This is a genomic window from Nonomuraea sp. NPDC049421, from assembly GCF_040677005.1.
Taxonomy (GTDB): Bacteria; Actinomycetota; Actinomycetes; order Streptosporangiales; family Streptosporangiaceae; genus Nonomuraea; species Nonomuraea salmonea.
Genome location: NZ_JBFAQA010000008.1, coordinates 134,130 through 151,017, shown reverse-complemented (window position 1 = coordinate 151,017; position 16,888 = coordinate 134,130). Strand labels below are relative to the sequence as shown.

The following is a 16,888-nucleotide window of genomic DNA, read 5'->3' as shown; positions in this document are numbered from 1 at the left end:
GGGGCAGCAGCCTCGTTAATCCAATGTGTTCACATCGGTTTGCCACACTCGGGACGGTAACCCGGTTCCGCCCCGCCGGTCAATTGCGGAAAGTTGTAAGGCGCCTTACGATTTGGCGATGATCCACGGTGAGCGGCCGTCGTACGACGAGATGGTGTCGATGCTGGGAGTCCCCTTCGCGGTCGAGGACGCCCGCGCCCGCTGGGGCAGGCTCGTGGAGGAGGCCAAGGGCGGCAGGACCATCATGATCACCCGCGAGCGCTGGGAGTGGGCGGCCCTCGTGCCGCTCTTCAGGGTGGGCGGGGTGCTCACCGGCCTGCCGCTCGTGCCGCTGTCGACCGCGCGGTCCAAGCTGGGCGACCTCGTACGCCAGGTCGCCGACCCGTACGGCGAGCCCGTGCTGCTCGGCCGGCACCGCAAGCCGGTCGCCGGCCTGGTCGGCGCGCACGTCCTGCTCGGCAAGGACGCCCAGCAGGACCGCACGGCCACCGCCGACGCCCTGCTGGTCGGCGGCCACACGATCACGCTGGCCCACAACCCGGCCGAGGGCCTCGTCCTGGCCGTCGCGCGCGACCGGGAAGGCAAAGAGGTCTCCGCCGGCGCCGGCCGCAACGCCCGCGAAGCCCTCCACGCCCTCACCACCCCACCGCCCTGGCCGCAGACCTGACGTCCGGCGCCTCCGAGAAAAGTCGCGGGGGCGTGTCGATCCGGGACGCAGCCGTTCGACGCCTTGCAGAGAACGTTCGAAAGAGACCCGAGGAGAACCGATGAAGTTCATGATCGTGGGCAAGGCGAGCGCCGAGACCGAGGCGGGGGCGGTGCCCAGCCAGGAGCTCGTGGACGGCATGCGCGCCTACAACGAATCGCTGACCAAGGCGGGCGTGCTGCTGGCGGCCGAGGGCCTCTATCCCAGCTCGCACGGCGCCCAGATCTCCTACAGCGACGGCAGGGCGACCGTCATCGACGGGCCGTTCACCGAGGCCAAGGAGCTGATCGCGGGCTTCTGGCTGATCCAGGTCAAGTCGCGCGAGGAGGCCATCGAGTGGGCGCTGCGCGTCCCTGTGCCGCCGGGGAACGACGGGGTCGGCCTGGAGGTGTGGCAGGTGTTCGACGGCTCTGACACACCAGAGGGGACGCTGTCGCCGGAGCAGCACGCATACGACCAGGCCCTGCGCGAGCGCCTGCTGGGAGACGAGCCTCGCCCCTGATCCCGGTTGCGAAGCCGTGGGGCGGACTGGTCTCATGGGCCGGTGACGGGATCTGACGTCCAGCGGACGATCGAGGCGGTCTGGCGGATCGAGGCGGCGCGGCTCATCGCCGGGCTCGCCGGGCTCGTCCGGGACGTCGGGCTGGCGGAGGAGCTGGCTCAGGACGCGCTGGTGGCGGCGCTTGAGCAGTGGCCGGAGTCGGGGGTGCCGCGTAACCCCGGCGCGTGGCTGATGACGGTGTCCAAGCGCCGCGCCATCGACCTCGTCCGCAGGAACGAACGCCTCCAGCGCAACCTCGCCGAGCTGGGCCGTCGCATCGACCTCACCGAGGAGGCGCCGGAGCCCGACGAGATCGAGGACGACCTGCTGCGGCTGGTGTTCACGGCCTGCCATCCGGTGCTGTCGATGGAGGCGCGGGTGGCGCTGACGCTGCGCGTGCTCGGCGGCCTGACCACCGATGAGATCGCGCGGGCGTTCCTGGTGCCGGAGCCGACGGCGGCGCAGCGCATCGTCCGCGCCAAGCGCACGCTCGCCGAGAAGAAGATCCCGTTCGAGGTGCCGTTGGGGGCGGAGCTGGCGGCGCGGCTGTCGTCCGTGCTGGAGGTCGTCTACCTCATCTTCAACGAGGGGTACTCGGCGACGGCGGGCGACGACTGGATGCGGCCCGCCCTGTGCGACGACGCGCTCCGCCTCGGCCGCGTCCTCGCCGGGCTCATGCCCAAGGAGGCCGAGGTGCACGGGCTGGTGGCGCTGATGGAGATCCAGGCGTCCCGGTCGGCGGCCAGGGTGGGGCCGTCCGGCGAGCCGATCCTGCTGCTGGAGCAGGACCGCGGCCGCTGGGACCGCCTGCTCATCCGCCGCGGCCTGGCCGCGCTGGAACGCGCCGAGGCGCTGTCCGGCTCGCCGGGGTCGTACACGCTGCAGGCCGCCATCGCCGCCTGTCACGCTCGGGCGCTCGCACCCGAGGAGACCGGCTGGGCGCGGATCGCGAGCCTGTACGAGGAACTGGCCAAGCTGTCCCGCTCCCCCGTCGTCGAGCTGAACAGGGCGGTGGCGCTGTCGATGGCGTACGGCCCCGCGGCCGGGCTCGCGCTGCTCGACCAGATCGCCGGCCAGCCCGCGCTCAAGGGCTATCACCTGCTGCCGAGCGTGCGCGGCGACCTGCTGGCCAAACTGGGCCGCAGGGACGAGGCCCGTGCCGAGTTCGCCCGCGCCGCCGCCATGACCCGCAACGCCCGCGAACGCGCCCTCCTGGAGGAACGCGCCGCCGCCTGCGCGCCCGCCGACTGATCAGCCGACGGCGCGTGCCCCGAGCAGGCCGGCCAAGGCCGGGTGCGCGCGGCCCACGTCGATCGTGGTGATCCGCGTACGCGGCGACCCCGGCCCGCCCCATGATGACACCCGGAGGCTCAGGCCCCGTTCAGGTGAGGAGACATGCCCCGAAGCGACACGAAAGATGCCTCTTGTGATGGGAGCGCTCCCAATCAGCTCTTTGGGGCGTATGTGGCTAAAAATCCGATTTTCGAGTGGTAAACCGCCCCATTGGTAACGGTTGCGTTTCGCGGGATTGACGGGCGAACCGGGTAAGTGCACCCTTTGTGGGAGCGCTCCCAAAGATTCCACCGCGGCAGAGCGCGTGTCGCGGTGCCCTCCCAACATTCACCCCAGAAGGGCTCCACCATGATGATCAGGAAGCGTCGCGGCACCCTCGCCGCGGCCTCGGCCCTGGCCGCGGCGGCGCTCGCCGTCGCGTCGTGCGGCTCCGGTGGCACCGCGGAGCAGAGCGGCGCCCCGGCCTCCTCCGCGGCAGCGGGGCCGATCACCATCCGCGTGCAGACGTTCGGCGGCGGCACCAACTTCGGCTACAAGAACGCCGTCGACAAGTGGAACGCCGAGCACAAGGACATCCAGATCCAGCACGAGAACCTGACCGACCAGTTCGAGCAGCAGTACTGGCCCCAGATGATCCAGTGGCTGCAGGCCGGCAGCGGCGCGGGTGACGTCGTCGGCATCGACGAGGGCGGCATGGGTCTGGCCAAGGCGCGCACCGAGTGGTGGGCGGACCTTAAGGAGCACGGCCTCGAGTCGCGCAAGGCCGACTTCCCCGCCTGGAAGTGGGAGAACGGCGTCGCCGCCGACGGCAAGCTGTTCGCCCTCGGCACCGACATCGGCGGCATGAGCCTGTGCTACCGCAAGGACCTGTTCGAGAAGGCCGGCCTGCCGACCGACCGCGAGGAGGTCGGGGCGCTGTGGCCGACCTGGGACGAGTTCCTGAAGGTCGGCGAGAAGTTCCAGTCGAAGGTCAAGGACACCAAGTGGGCCGACGGCACGAACACGCTGTACCAGGTGGTGCTCTACCAGGAGGCGGCCAAGAACGGCAACGTCTCCTACTTCGACAAGGACAACAACCTGATCGTCGACAAGAACCCGGCGGTCAGGACGGCCTTCGACTTCGCCCAGAAGCTGAGCCAGCAGGGCCTGACCGCCAAGCTGCGCAACTTCACCGACGAGTGGGCGACGGGCACCCAGAAGGGCGCGTTCGCCACGCTCGGCTGCCCGTCCTGGATGCTCGGCGCGATCAGCGGCAACGCCGGTGACGAGGGCAAGGGCAAGTGGGACGTCGCGGCGGTGCCCGGCGGCGGCGGCAACTGGGGCGGCTCCTGGCTGGCCGTGCCGAAGCAGTCGAAGCACCCGAAGGAGGCGGCGATGGTCGCCGACTACCTGACGCAGGCGACGACGCAGGCGAGCATCTTCACCGACTTCGGCAACATGCCGAGCAACACGAAGGCGCAGCAGGACCCGGCGGTGCAGGGCGCGAAGAACGAGTACTTCAACGACGCGCCCGTCGGTGAGATCTTCGCCAAGTCCGCCGCCAGCCTCCAGCCGGTCTTCCTCGGCGTGAAGCACGCGCAGGTGAAGAGCGCGATCGAGTCGGTCGTGCAGGGCATGGACGACGGCTCTGTGCCGTACGACAAGGCCTGGCAGCAGCTGGTCGACGACGCGGTGAAGGCCGCGGGCTGATCTCCCGCCCGGCCCGCCTCGGGGCGGGCCGGGCTTGTTGCCGCCGAAAGGTCTGTTATGAGCCTCGACACCCTTCCGCGGGCGGCGCGGAGCAATCACCGCGCCCGCCCGCCCGGCCGCCGCTGGCGTTCCCGCCTGGACGTCAAGGCGATGCCGTACTTCCTGGTGTCCCCGTACTTCCTGCTGTTCGCCGCCTTCGGGCTCTTCCCGCTGGCGTTCACGCTCTACTACTCGCTGTACGACTACGACCTGACCGGCACCGTCGAGTGGGCCGGTCTGGGCAACTACACCGCGCTGCTGAGCGACGACGACTTCTGGCGGGCCACGGTCAACACCCTGGCCATGTTCATCATCGCCACCGTCCCCCAGATGCTGCTGGCGCTGTTCCTGGCCAACGCGCTGAACAAGCGCATGCGCTTCCGGCTGGCGCTGCGCATGAGCGTGCTGCTGCCGCTGGTCACCTCGGTGGTCGCGGTGGCGGTGGTGTTCACGCAGCTGTTCGCCCGCGACTGGGGCCTGGTGAACTGGCTGCTCGGCATGGCCGGGGTGGACAACACGAACTGGCGGGCCGAGCGCGTGCCGTCGTGGATCGCGATCGCGACCATGGTCGACTGGCGCTGGACCGGCTACAACGCGATCATCTTCCTGGCCGGCATGCAGACGATCCCGCGCGACCTGTACGAGGCCGCCTCGATCGACGGGGCCTCGCAGCGCCGGCAGTTCTGGCAGATCACGCTGCCGATGCTGCGCCCCACGATGATCTTCGTGGTGCTGAACTCCACGATCGGCGGCCTGACGCTGTTCTCCGAGCCGATGACGTTCTACAACGGCAACCCGGACGGCGGCTCGCAGGGCCAGTTCCAGACGGTGGCCATGTTCGTCTACAAGGAGGCGTTCCGTGAGTTCGACTACGGCTACGCCTCGGCCGCGGCCTGGCTGCTGTTCCTGCTGATCCTCATCGGAGCGGCGATCAACTTCGCGTTCGTGCGCAGGATCGGGGGCACGAAATGACCATCTGGAAACCGACCGTCCTGACGCGGGTGCTGCTCGGGCTGGCCATCTTCCTGTCGGCGTTCCCGCTGTACTGGATGCTGGTGATCGCCTCGCGGACGAACTCCGACGCGGTCTCGTCGCCGCCGAAGTTCCTGCCGGGCGGCAACCTGGGCCAGAACATCATCGCGGTGCTCCAGCACCCCGAGGCGAAGTTCGTGGCCGGCCTGACGAACTCGTTCATCGTGGCGAGCGTCGTGACGATCTCGGTGATCCTCATCTCGACGCTGGCCGGCTTCGCGTTCGCCAACCTGAACTTCCGTGGCCGCAACGCGCTGCTGCTGCTGGTGCTGCTGACGATGGCGGTGCCGCTGCAGCAGATGGGCGTGGTGCCGCTCTACCGGCTCATGGTGAGCCTGGAGTGGACGGGCACCCTCAAGGCGGTCATCCTGCCGTACCTGCTCAACGGGTTCGGCGTCTTCCTGATGACGCAGTACACGCGGCAGTCGGTGCCGATGGAGCTGGTCGAGGCCGCCCGGGTGGACGGCGCCGCCACGCTGCGCATCTGGTGGAACGTCGTGCTGCCCGCCGTGCGGCCCGGCATGGCCGTGCTCGGCATCAACACGTTCATGCTCATGTGGAACGACTACATGTGGCCACTGATCGTGCTCAACCAGGACAACCCGACCGTGCAGATCGCGATCAACGGGCTCAACGCGCGGTACTCCACGGAGTACTCGTTGATCTTCGCGGGCACCGCGTTGTCCATCATTCCGCTCATCGCAGTATTCGTCGCATTCGGCCGCCAGATCGTCGGCGGCCTCATGGAAGGTGCGGTCAAAGCGTGACGACACAAGAGGAACAGACGCGTTCCGGGCTGCGCTTCCCTGCGGGCTTCGCGTGGGGGGCCGCGACCTCGGCGTACCAGATCGAAGGGGCCGTCGCGGAGGACGGGCGCGGCACGTCCATCTGGGACACCTTCACCAAGACGCCGGGAAAGGTGCTGAACGGGCACCACGCGGACGTGGCCATCGACCACTACCACCGCTACCGGGAAGACGTCGCCATCATGGCGGAGCTGGGCCTGTCGGCCTACCGCTTCTCGGTCTCCTGGCCCCGGATCCAGCCGGACGGCTCCGGCCGGATCAACCAGAAGGGCCTCGACTTCTACCGGCGGCTCTGCGACGAACTGCGCGAGCACGCCATCGACCCGTGGCTGACCCTCTACCACTGGGACCTGCCCCAGGCGCTGGAGGACGAGGGCGGCTGGCCCAACCGCGACACCGCCTACCGCTTCGCCGAGTACGCCGCCGCGGTCCACGACGCGCTGAAGGACTACGTCCACACGTGGAGCACGGTCAACGAGCCATGGTGCGCCGCGTTCCTCGGCTACGCCTCGGGCGAGCACGCCCCCGGCCGTCGTGAGCCGGAGAACGCGATCAGGGGCGCGCACCACCTCAACCTGGCCCACGGTCTGTCCGTGCAGGCGATGAACGCCCAGCGGGTCGGCGGCTGCGTCAACCTGTACGCGGTCACGCCGGAGACCGACAGCGAGCGCGACCTGGACGCGGCCCGCCGCATCGACGGCCTGCAGAACCGCTTCTTCCTGGACGCCATGCTGCTCGGCCGCTACCCGGAGGACGTGCTGGCCGACCTGCCGGTCGAGCCCGACTTCATCCAGCCGGGCGACATGAAGACCATCAACGCGCCCCTCGACGTGCTGCTGGTCAACTACTACAGCCGCTTCACGGTCTCGGGCGCGCCCGGCGGCAAGCAGTCGGCCGCCGCGGCCCCCACGGACTCGGGGTCTCCGTGGGTCGGCAGCGAGCACGTCTCGTTCGTCAACGGCGGCCGCCCGGTGACCGCGATGGGCTGGGAGATCGACGAGGGCGGCCTGGTGGAGATCCTCACCAGGGTGGCGCGGGACTACCCGCCGATCCCGATGGTGGTCTCCGAGAACGGCGCGGCCTTCGACGACGTGCTGGACGACGGCCGGGTCCACGACAGGGAGCGGCAGGCGTACGTGGAGGCGCACCTCGGCGCCTGCAAGGAGGCCATCGACGCGGGCGTGCCGCTGGAGGGCTATTTCGCCTGGTCGCTGATGGACAACTTCGAGTGGGCCTGGGGTTACGGCAAGCGATTCGGCCTCGTGCTGGTGGACTTCGAGACCCAGGAGCGCGTTCTGAAGGACAGCGCGCTCTGGTACTCGGAGATCATCCGGCAGAATAGGCGCCATGAACCGACCGACTCTTGAGGCAGTCGCTGCTCGGGCCGGGGTGGGCCGGGGCACGGTGTCGAGAGTCATCAACGGCTCGCCCAACGTCAGCGCGAAGGCCCGCGAGGCCGTCGAGCTGGCGATCCGCGAGCTGGGCTACGTGCCCAACCGTGCGGCGCGCGCCTTGGTGACGCGCCGCACGGACACGGTGGCGCTGGTGGTGTCCGAGTCCCAGTTCCGGGTCTTCGACGAGCCGTACTTCGCGGGCACGATCCGCGGCATCGGCTCGGCGCTGGCCGAGACCGGGTTGCAGCTCATCCTCGCGATGGCGCGCACCCCGGAGGAGCACGCGCGGCTCGAGCACTACCTGACGGGCCAGCACGTCGACGGCGTGCTGCTGCTGTCCCTGCACGGGGCCGACCCGCTGCCGGGCAGGCTGGAGACGATGGGGGTGCCGACCGTGCTGGGCGGCCGCCCCGTCGGCCTCGACCCTTACAGCTATGTGGACATGGACAACAGGGCAGGGGCCCGGCAGGCGGTCAAACACCTGCTGGGCCTCGGCCGCACCGCGATCGCCACGATCGCCGGCTCCCAGGACATGGGCGTGGGCGTCGACCGGCTCTCGGGTTACCGAGACGCGCTGCTGCCCTCGGGCCTTCCCGAGCTCGTGGCCTACGGTGACTTCTCCGAGCACAGCGGCGCCGCGGCGATGACCGAGTTGCTGCGCGCCCACCCCGAGCTCGACGCGGTGTTCGCCGCCTCCGACCCGATGGCGCTCGGCGCGATGCGCGTGCTGAGGGCCGAGGGCCGCTCGATCCCCGACGACGTCGCGGTGATCGGGTTCGACGACTCCAAGGCCGCGTTGCACGCCGACCCGCCGCTGACGACCGTGCACCAGCCGACCGAGGCGATGGGGCGGCAGATGGCCCAGCTTCTGGTGGCCCGCATCAACGGCGAGGAGCTGCGCCAGCCCGTGGTGATCCTCGACACCCACCTCGTACGCCGGGAGTCCGCATGAGCAGCAGGATGCGAGGGCCATGGACAGCAGGACCAAGCGGCGTTTAGCGGCGGCCGAGCTCGACGCCCTGGCCCGCCGCGCGGTGGGCGTGGGCGTCGAGTCGGCCACCGAGCTGACCGACGGCTACGCCAACGCCGTGTGGCGGCTGCGACTGGCCGACGGCCGCGACGCGGTGCTCAAGCTGAGCCCGCCGCCCGACCTCGACCAGCTCAGCTACGAGCGCAACCTGCTGCGCATGGAGGCCGCCGCGATCGGCCTGGCCGCGCAGGCGGGCGTGCCGGTGGCGGCGCTGCTGCGCGCCGGGTTCGACGACCCGGTGCTGGGCGGCGACTACCTGCTGCTGGCCGCGCTCGACGGCGTGTCGTGGAACGACGTCAAGCCGGACGGCGAGGCCGCGCTGCGCAGAGAGCTGGGCCGCCACCTTGCCAGGTTCAACACCGTGACGGGCGAGGTGTTCGGCTATCCGCACGCGGGCATCACCGGCCCCACGTGGCGCTCGGCCTTCCTCGCGATGGTGGCGGCGCTGCTGGGCGACACCGAGCGCTACCCGACGCCGCTGCCGCTGCCCGCCGCGGAGATCATGGCGATCGCCGAGGCGGCGGCGCCGGTGCTGGACGAGGTGACGACGCCGCGGCTGGTGCACTTCGACGTGTGGGCGGGCAACGTCTTCCTCGACGTGAGCGGGCCGCCCCGCATCCAGGCGATCATCGACCACGAGCGGGCCTTCTGGGGCGACCCGCTGGCCGAGTTCGTCACGCCGACGATCTTCGGCGAGCTGGCCGACGACGACCCGCTGCTGGCCGGCTACCGCGAGGTGACGCCGCTGGAGCTCACCCCGGCCGCCCGCACCAGGCTCGACCTCTACCGCGCCTACCTCTACCTGATCCTGCTCATCGAGAACGGACCCCGGCAGTACCCGCCGGACGAGTACGCCAGGGTCCGCGACGCCGCGACCGCGTCACTGACGGACGTGCTGAACCGCCTCGTACGCGCGGCCGCGCGGCCCGTCGATTAGGTCGCCGCAGCTGCTGCCGCCCTTGACCGTGTTCGGCACGCCGAGGTCGGCCGGCGTGCCGCCGGAGCAGGCGAGCGCACCCTTGACCGTGCTGCCCGACAGGACGGCCGCACCGCTCTTGAGCCCGGTGAGCAGCGCCGCGCCGCGCAGGTCGGCGCCGGCGACGGTCAGGTTCGCCGCGCCGTGCACCGCGAGCGCGCCGCTGACCCGGGTGCCGAGCAGGTGCACCTCGGCGGGCCGGTCGGCGCTGACCGCGCCGGTGATCCGGCCGCCCGAGGCCACCAGCGACGCGTCCTTTCCGACCGTGACCGTGCCGGTGACCTCGGCGCCGTCGAGGCAGGTGACGCCGGCGGTGACGGTGAGCGGGCCCCGGTGCGCGCCCTTGATCGTGCGGGTGCAGGCGGGCGGCGGCGCGATCGTGGTGACGGTGAAGCTCTTCGGCCTGCCGTAGTTGCCGGCCGCGTCCATCGAGCGGTACTCGATCGTGTGCCGGCCGCGCGGCAGCTTGCCGTAGACCAGCGAGTCGATCTCCGTGCCCTCCTCGGAGAACGTCCACGGCAGTTCGGACGACGTCGGCCAGCCGAAGTAGTTGAACCAGCCGTCGCCGTCCACCCGCGACTCCGAGACCACGTAGCCGTCGTGGTCGTCGTCGCCGGTCAGCCGCATCGTGAACGGGCCGTTGTAGACGTAGGTGTCGCCCGACCTGGCCAGCGGCTCCGACAGCTCGTACGCCGTGCGCGGCGCGGTGGCGTCCACCGTCCACGTGAGCGTCTCGCCCGCCAGGGCCGCGGTGAGCGTGTGCGTGCCCTCGGGCAGGTCCAGCTCGCCCAGATCCAGGTCGGTGCCCTGGTGGCTCTTGCCGTTCAGCGTCCAGGTGACCTCGGGGACGGTCGCCGCCGGGTGGGTGGTCTCCACGTACACGACGTCCTCGCGGCCCACCGGACGGTCGGTCGGCGTGGACGAGACGAACGCCGGCGCGACGCCGTCCGGCGGAGTGGTGAGCGCGGTGTCCACCGTCCAGGTGCGGGTGGCGCTGACGGCCGCCTTGATCCCCGGGTCCCTGACGAAGTCCGTCGGGTCGGCGACGGTCGCGGTGACCGTGTGCCTGCCGGGCGACAGGTTCAGCGTCCTCAGGTCGAGCGCGTCGCGGTCGCCCTCGACCTGCTCGCCGTCCACCGTCCAGGTGGTGACCAGGGAGTGGCCGACCGGCCGCATCGGCTCCACCCACAGCACCCGGTCCGCGCCCACCGGCGCGCCGGACGGCGTCGCGTCCTGCACGACCGCGGTCTTCGCGGTGATGCGCTGCACCATGACCTCGCGGCCGACCTGGTCGTAGGCGTAGCCGAGGGTCTTCATCATCGAGTGGGCGCTCGGGCGCCACACGCCCGTCGTGTAGTACAGACCGCCCTCGTAGCGGCCGATCGTGCCGCCCGACTCGCTCTCCTCGCCCAGCCAGCGCCACCACTTCCCGCGCTGGTCGCGCATCTGCTGCTCGGTCAGCAGCGTGTGGTGCGCGGACGACGGCTCGGGCCCGGTGTAGGCGCCGCCGGGGACGCCGCGCTGGTAGTAGTCGTACTCGTCCTGCAGGCCGCCCAGCGAGTGGCCCAGCTCGTGCGGGCTGATCAGGGCCGACATGCTGTTGCTGCCCGACGCGGTGGCGTACGAGCCGCCGGCGCCGCCGTACGTGCCGCTGTTGGCCAGCGCGAGGATCTGCCGGTTGCCCGAGGTCGTGCCGGTGACCAGGTCGGCGTAGCGGGTGGCGGCGGTGTTGTCCATGGTGATGAGGCGCTGCACGCTGGCGGGGTTGCAGCGGCCCCAGAAGCCCATGCTGAGCGGGGTGGTCCTGCGCGGCGCGTCCAGTCCGGGGTCGCAGCTGATGCCGGACTCGCCGGAGACGATGTCGATCCGGTAGACGTTGATGTAGTTCCGGTACGACTTGAACGGCTCGATGGACCACATCACGTTGAGGTGCCGGTCCACGTCCGCCCGGAACTCGTCCTGCTCGGCCGCGGTGTAACCGTCGCCCATGACGATCAGGTTGAACCGCTTGGCCGGTGCTCCGGTGACCTGCACGGGCACGACGGTGGCCGAGCCGGGCTCGGCGGCGGGCGCGGGGGCCGCCGGAGCGAATAACACAGTGGCGGCCAGTGTCAGGGCCGCGAAAATACGCATGATCGCACTATCGGGTGACAGGCTCCGATAGTCCATCCCGATTCGATCACGCCTGGGCTGGGGAGCGCGCCCCGGAGAGGCCGGCGAACATGACGGGCCGGGAGGGAGGGCACGCCTCGGGGAGGTCGGCGAACATGACGGGTCGGATGGGAGGGTCACGCCTCGGGGAGGTCGGCGAGCATGACGGGGTCGGTGGTGGGCTGCCGGGAGCCCTCGGCCGGTTCGACGGTGAGCGCCACGCGGTCGTCGCGGCGCAGCGGGGTCAGCACCACCGGGGCGCTCGCCCCGCCGGGGCCCGGCTCCAGCAGGCCGGCCGGGCGCGCGCCTCCCGGGCCCATCAGCCACAGCTCGTACGCCTTCGCCCGCGGCAGTTCGGCCAGCCCCGACGAGGTGAACACCATCCGCCCCCGCTCGCGCGAGACGACGACCGTGCCGGTGCCGCCGGTGCTGACCGGCCGCCGCATGGTCTCGGCATCGGCCGCGGCCAGCACGGCGGCCAGCTCGCCGTTCCTGGCGGCGAGGTCGGCGAGGTCGCGGCGGGCGTCGAAGGCGAGCACGCCGAGCGCCACGGCCGCCGCCGCCGACACGGCGACCGACGCCCCGGCCACCACCTCCACGCGCCGCCTCCTTCGCCGCCGCAACGGCACCACCCGCCCGCCATCGCCGCCCCCGGGCGGCACAGGCGGCACAGGCGGCACGGGCAGTCGATGCGACACCGTGGGTGCGTCGTCGGGGATCCATGGCGAGCGGGTTCGGTGGGCGGCGGCGAGGAGGCGGTGACGGAGGCGGGCGGGCGGGGGTTCGGCGACCGTCTCCGCCAGGCGGGCCGCGGTCTCGCGCAGCCGGCGGACCTCGGCCGCGCAGCCGGCGCACACGTGCAGGTGCTCCTCGAACAGCACCCACTCGGCGTACGGCAGCGCGTGCACGGCGTAGGCGCCCGAGAGGGTGTGGAGCTCGTCGTTCATCGTCCACTCCCAGGTGTGAGAGGCGGCTCACCCCCGTACTTCGGCGCTCCTGGCACGCCGGATGGCCCCCGCCCTTGTGCATTTCGGCGAAAGTGCGACAATCTCACTGGGGGATGAATTATGGGATGTGTGATCGCGGGGGGCGGCCCCGCCGGTGCGATGCTCGCCCTCCTTCTGGCGCGATCCGGCGCCGAGGTGACGCTGCTCGAGAAACACGGCGACTTCCTGCGGGACTTCAGGGGCGACACGATCCACCCCTCGACCATGGAGGTGCTCGACGAGCTGGGCCTGGCCGAGGAGCTGCTGAAGCTGCCGCACCGCAAGGCGTACAGCCTGACCGTCGTGTCGGACGCCGGCGACATCCGCCTGGCGAACGTGCGGAACCTGCGGACGAGGTACAACTACATCACGTTCGTGCCGCAGTGGGACTTCCTCACGCTCATCACGCGCGCGGCGGCCCGCTACCCGAACTTCCGGCTGCTGATGAACGCCGAGGCGGTGGACCTGATCCGCGAGGGCGGCGCGGTCCGCGGGCTGCGCTACCGCGACCCGTCGGGCGAGCACGAGATCAGGGCCGATCTGACGGTCGCCGCCGACGGCCGCACCTCGGTACTGCGCGCGAAGGCCGGTCTGGCGCCGCAGGATCTTGGCGCGCCCATGGACGTGCTGTGGTTCCGGCTGCCGCGCGACCCTGGCGACCGCGAGGATCCGTTCCTGCGGGTCTCGCGGGGCCGCCTGATGGTCGCCATCAACCGGGGCGACTACTGGCAGCTCGCGTACGTGATACTCAAGGGCGGCCACGAGCGGCTGACGCACGAGGGCATCGACGCGCTGCGCCGGCCAATCACCGAGCTGCTGCCCTGGCTGGCCGGACGGGCGGAGCAGATCACGAGCCACGACGACGTCAGCGTGCTGACCGTCCGCCTCGACCGGCTGCGCCGCTGGCACCGGCCCGGGCTGCTGTGCATCGGCGACGCCGCGCACGCCATGTCACCGGTGTTCGGCGTCGGCATCAACATGGCCGTCCAGGACGCCGTCGCGACCGCCAACCTGCTGGCCGGCCCGCTCAGGCACGGCGGGCCGATCCCGGAGCGGGCGCTGCACCTGGTGCAGCGGCGGCGCATGCCGCCCACCCGGATCACCCAGGCGCTGCAGCGGGTGATCCAGAACCGCTTCATCAGCCCCACGCTCAGCGGCGACGCCGACCCGACGCGGCGGCTGCCGCGCGACCTGACGGCGATCCCGGTGCTCAACGCGCTGGTGGCCCGCGTGATCGGCCTCGGTGTACGGCCCGAGCACCTCCTGGCAAAGGAACTTTGACTTCCTCTGGGTTCGCACCCGTATAACCGCATTCTCACAACGTGGACAAGGGGGTCGGTGGTGCCGAGCCAGTGGAATACCCTCGTATCTCGTGAGCAGCAATCTAGTGGATCTCGATTCCTGGCGAGCCCTCCCCGCGGCGCAGCAGCCTGACTGGCCAGACCGCGGCGAGCTCGACAAGGTTGTCGCCGAACTCGGCGGCCTGCCCCCGTTGGTCTTCGCCGGCGAGTGCGACCAGCTCAAGGAGCAGCTGGCGGCGGTCGCCCGTGGTGAGGCGTTCGTCCTGCAAGGCGGCGACTGCGCCGAGACGTTCGCCGGCGCGACCGCCGACAACGTGCGTCAGAAGCTGAAGACGTTGCTGCAGATGGCGATCGTGCTGACCTATGCCGGCCGGGTGCCGGTGGTGAAGATCGGCCGGGTCGCGGGGCAGTTCGCCAAGCCGCGGTCCAAGCCCACCGAGGTCCGCAACGGCGTGGAGCTGCCGGCCTACCGGGGCGACATGGTCAACGGCTTCGACTTCACGCCCGAGGCCCGCATGCCCGACCCGTGGCGGCTGCTCAAGGCCTACCACTCCTCCGCCGTGACGCTCAACCTCGCCCGCGCCTTCACCAAGGGCGGTTACGCCGACCTGCGCCAGGTGCACGCCTGGAACCAGGACTTCGTGGCCGAGTCGCCGGCCGGGCGCCGCTACGAGCAGCTCGCTCGCGAGATCGACCAGGCGCTGGCCTTCATGCGGGCCTGCCGGGCCGAGCCCGAGGAGTTCCACACCGTGGAGTTCTACTCCTCGCACGAGGCGCTGATCCTCGACTACGACCGCGCGCTCACCCGCATCGACTCGCGTACGGGGCTGCCGTACGACGTGTCGGCCCACATGGTCTGGATCGGCGAGCGCACCCGCCAGCTCGACGGCGCCCATGTCGACTTCTTCGCCAAGATCCGCAACCCGATCGGCGTGAAGCTCGGGCCCACCACCACGCCCGACGAGGCGCTCGCGCTGGTCGACAAGCTCAACCCGGCCAACGAGGCGGGGCGGCTGACGTTCATCACCCGGATGGGCGCCTCCAAGATCCGCGAGCACCTGCCCGCACTGGTCAAGGAGGTCACCGCGTCCGGTGCGCGGGTGGCGTGGATCTGCGACCCGATGCACGGCAACACGTTCGAGGCGCCGAGCGGTCACAAGACGCGGCGCGTCGACGACGTGCTCGACGAGGTGGCCGGCTTCTTCGAGGTGCACCGCTCGCTCGGCACCCACCCGGGCGGCATCCACATCGAGTTCACCGGTGACGACGTGACCGAGTGCGTGGGCGGCGGCCACGAGATCAACGAGGCCGACCTCGCCACCCGCTACGAGACGGCCTGCGACCCGCGCCTCAACCGCGGCCAGTCCCTCGACCTCGCCTTCCGCGTCGCCGAGCTCTACCGCGGCTGACCGTTCCCGGCCGTCCGTTCCCGGCCGTCCGTCCACGGCCGTCCGTCCACGGCCGTCCGTCCACGGACGGTCGTCCGCGGCTGACCGTTCCCGATGCGCCGCCCCGGCCCCCGAGGCCCGGGCGGCGTGACGCGCCTGCCCCCCTTCCACCCCGCAGCGGGCCGGAGTTCTTCTCCGGTCCGCTGCGTCGCTTTCGGGAGAAGAGTGATCCAGGTCTCATCGGCGGGCAATCCTGAATTTGGGAGAAAGCTGAGGTTTGAGAGCTATGATCGCCCGGAAAAGCTCTCATATTTCAGGAGAAATGACGTGGCTGGTGCTCCGGAGGGGGTCGACCCGAACGTCCCCAACGTCGCGCGCATGTACGACTACTTCCTCGACGGCAAGGACAACTTCGCGGCCGACCGGGCAGCGGCCGAACAGATCCTCCAGAAATTCCCGCACACCAAGGAAGGCGCCAGGGCGAACCGGGACTTCCTCCGCCGGGCGGTGCGCCACCTGGTGGACTCCGGCGTACGCCAGATCGTCGATCTCGGCGCCGGCCTGCCCACCCAGGGCAACACGCACGAGATCGCCCCTGAGGCGCGCGTGGTCTACGTGGACTACGACTCGGTGGTGTGCGTGCACGGCAGGGCGTTGCTGGCCAGGAAGGAGAACGTCGACTTCCTCCAGGCGGACGTGCGCGAGCCCGACGCGCTGCTCGGCAAGCTGGGCGGACTGGTCGACTTCGACCAGCCGGTGGCGTTCCTGATGCTGGCGCTGCTGCACTTCGTCTCCGACGACGACGCCTACGACCTGGTGGCCAAGCTGCGCGCGGCGAGCGCGCCGGGCAGCTACCTCGTGATCAGCCACGCGGTGGACCCGACGCCGGACGAGACCCCGCAGGCGCTGGAGATCTACAAGAAGTCGACGGCCGCGCTGAACCTGCGCACGCGGGAGCAGATCGAGCGCTTCTTCGAGGGTTATGAGCTGGCCGAGCCGGGGCTGACGTTCCCCGCCAGGTGGCGGCCCGACCAGGAGATGATGCTGGGCGACCACATCACCTTCGGGTACGTCGGCGTCGCGCGCAAGCTCTGACCCGGCCTGTGGCGACAGGGAATGAGAAAGGCCCCGCCGTGAACCGGCGGGGCCTCGACGTGTCGGCGGTCAGTTCTGCTGGGCGTTCTTCAGCTCTTCGCTGAGCTCGGCCCTGATGGCGTCCATGTCGAGGGCCCTGACCTGCCTGATGAGGTCTTCGAGCGCGGGCGCCGGGATGGCGCCGGCCTGCGCGAAGACGACGATGCCGTCGCGGATGGCCATCAGCGTGGGGATCGAGGTGATGTCGAACCCCTGGGCGAGGCCCTGCTCCGCGTCGGTGTCGATCTTGCCGAAGGTGATGTCCTCGTGCTTGTCCGACGCCTGCTCGAAGATCGGCCCGAACTTCTTGCACGGCGGGCACCACTCGGCCCAGAAGTCGAGCAGCACGATCCCCTTGTCGGCGATGTCGTTGAAGTTCTTCTCGGTTACTTCGATGGTCGCCACAAGTGGCTCCTTGCTCG

15 protein-coding genes are annotated in these 16,888 nt (G+C 70.6%); 12 read left to right on the top strand and 3 right to left on the bottom strand.

Translation table 11 applies throughout. The features are described 5' to 3' along the window. Positions 1–118 precede the first annotated feature (118 nt). The 9 genes from AB0K18_RS16180 (at position 119) to AB0K18_RS16140 (ending at position 9,467) form a co-directional block, all read left to right on the top strand. A complete protein-coding gene (locus AB0K18_RS16180) occupies positions 119–667 on the top strand; it encodes a hypothetical protein (protein WP_364914785.1) in 549 nt (182 codons plus the stop codon). 100 nt (positions 668–767) lie between these two features. Further along, on the top strand, positions 768–1,208 hold the full coding sequence (locus AB0K18_RS16175; protein ID WP_364914784.1) for a YciI family protein: 441 nt from the start codon (positions 768–770) through the stop codon (positions 1,206–1,208). A 42-nt stretch (positions 1,209–1,250) separates the two neighbouring features. Then, positions 1,251–2,498 carry an RNA polymerase sigma factor gene (locus AB0K18_RS16170; RefSeq protein ID WP_364914783.1) on the top strand — a complete coding sequence of 416 codons (1,248 nt, stop codon included), beginning with the start codon at positions 1,251–1,253 and terminating at the stop codon, positions 2,496–2,498. A gap of 390 nt (positions 2,499–2,888) precedes the next feature. Continuing rightward, positions 2,889–4,229: an extracellular solute-binding protein gene (locus AB0K18_RS16165; protein WP_364914782.1), complete on the top strand. Its 1,341-nt coding sequence runs from the start codon at positions 2,889–2,891 to the stop codon at positions 4,227–4,229. Positions 4,230–4,286: 57 nt separating this feature from the next. Next, positions 4,287–5,240, top strand: a complete 954-nt coding sequence (locus AB0K18_RS16160) for a sugar ABC transporter permease (RefSeq protein ID WP_364914781.1) — start codon at positions 4,287–4,289, stop codon at positions 5,238–5,240. Further along, positions 5,237–6,067, top strand: a complete 831-nt coding sequence (locus tag AB0K18_RS16155) for a carbohydrate ABC transporter permease (RefSeq protein WP_345402170.1) — start codon at positions 5,237–5,239, stop codon at positions 6,065–6,067. Before AB0K18_RS16160 ends, AB0K18_RS16155 begins: the two co-directional genes overlap by 4 nt. Continuing rightward, positions 6,064–7,473 (top strand): GH1 family beta-glucosidase, encoded by a 1,410-nt coding sequence (locus tag AB0K18_RS16150; RefSeq protein ID WP_364914780.1) that lies wholly within the window; start codon positions 6,064–6,066, stop codon positions 7,471–7,473. The genes AB0K18_RS16155 and AB0K18_RS16150 overlap by 4 nt, the downstream gene beginning before the upstream one ends. Beyond that, positions 7,454–8,452, top strand: a complete 999-nt coding sequence (locus AB0K18_RS16145; RefSeq protein WP_364914779.1) for a LacI family DNA-binding transcriptional regulator — start codon at positions 7,454–7,456, stop codon at positions 8,450–8,452. The genes AB0K18_RS16150 and AB0K18_RS16145 overlap by 20 nt, the downstream gene beginning before the upstream one ends. Positions 8,453–8,471: 19 nt before the next feature. Further along, a complete protein-coding gene (locus AB0K18_RS16140; protein ID WP_364914778.1) occupies positions 8,472–9,467 on the top strand; it encodes an aminoglycoside phosphotransferase family protein in 996 nt (331 codons plus the stop codon). Here the strand turns inward: AB0K18_RS16140 and AB0K18_RS16135 are convergent. Together AB0K18_RS16135 and AB0K18_RS16130 are read right to left on the bottom strand one after the other, a co-directional pair. Further along, on the bottom strand, positions 9,411–11,639 hold the full coding sequence (locus tag AB0K18_RS16135; RefSeq protein ID WP_364914777.1) for a M64 family metallopeptidase: 2,229 nt from the start codon (positions 11,637–11,639) through the stop codon (positions 9,411–9,413). The genes AB0K18_RS16140 and AB0K18_RS16135 overlap by 57 nt on opposite strands. A gap of 155 nt (positions 11,640–11,794) precedes the next feature. Continuing rightward, entirely contained in the window at positions 11,795–12,604 is an 810-nt protein-coding gene (locus tag AB0K18_RS16130) for an anti-sigma factor (RefSeq protein ID WP_364914776.1), read from the bottom strand. Positions 12,605–12,724: 120 nt separating this feature from the next. Here AB0K18_RS16130 and AB0K18_RS16125 point away from each other — a divergent pair, with 120 nt between their 5' ends. From AB0K18_RS16125 to AB0K18_RS16115, 3 genes are all read left to right on the top strand, one after another. Then, complete coding sequence (locus tag AB0K18_RS16125) at positions 12,725–13,924, top strand: FAD-dependent oxidoreductase (protein ID WP_364914775.1); 1,200 nt, start codon at positions 12,725–12,727, stop codon at positions 13,922–13,924. A gap of 91 nt (positions 13,925–14,015) precedes the next feature. Then, positions 14,016–15,353 (top strand): class II 3-deoxy-7-phosphoheptulonate synthase, encoded by a 1,338-nt coding sequence (locus AB0K18_RS16120; protein ID WP_345402146.1) that lies wholly within the window; start codon positions 14,016–14,018, stop codon positions 15,351–15,353. 306 nt (positions 15,354–15,659) lie between these two features. Further along, entirely contained in the window at positions 15,660–16,427 is a 768-nt protein-coding gene (locus tag AB0K18_RS16115) for an SAM-dependent methyltransferase (RefSeq protein WP_364914774.1), read from the top strand. A gap of 69 nt (positions 16,428–16,496) precedes the next feature. Here the strand turns inward: AB0K18_RS16115 and AB0K18_RS16110 are convergent, their stop codons facing one another. Continuing rightward, on the bottom strand, positions 16,497–16,871 hold the full coding sequence (locus AB0K18_RS16110) for a thioredoxin family protein (protein ID WP_345402140.1): 375 nt from the start codon (positions 16,869–16,871) through the stop codon (positions 16,497–16,499). Positions 16,872–16,888 lie beyond the last annotated feature (17 nt).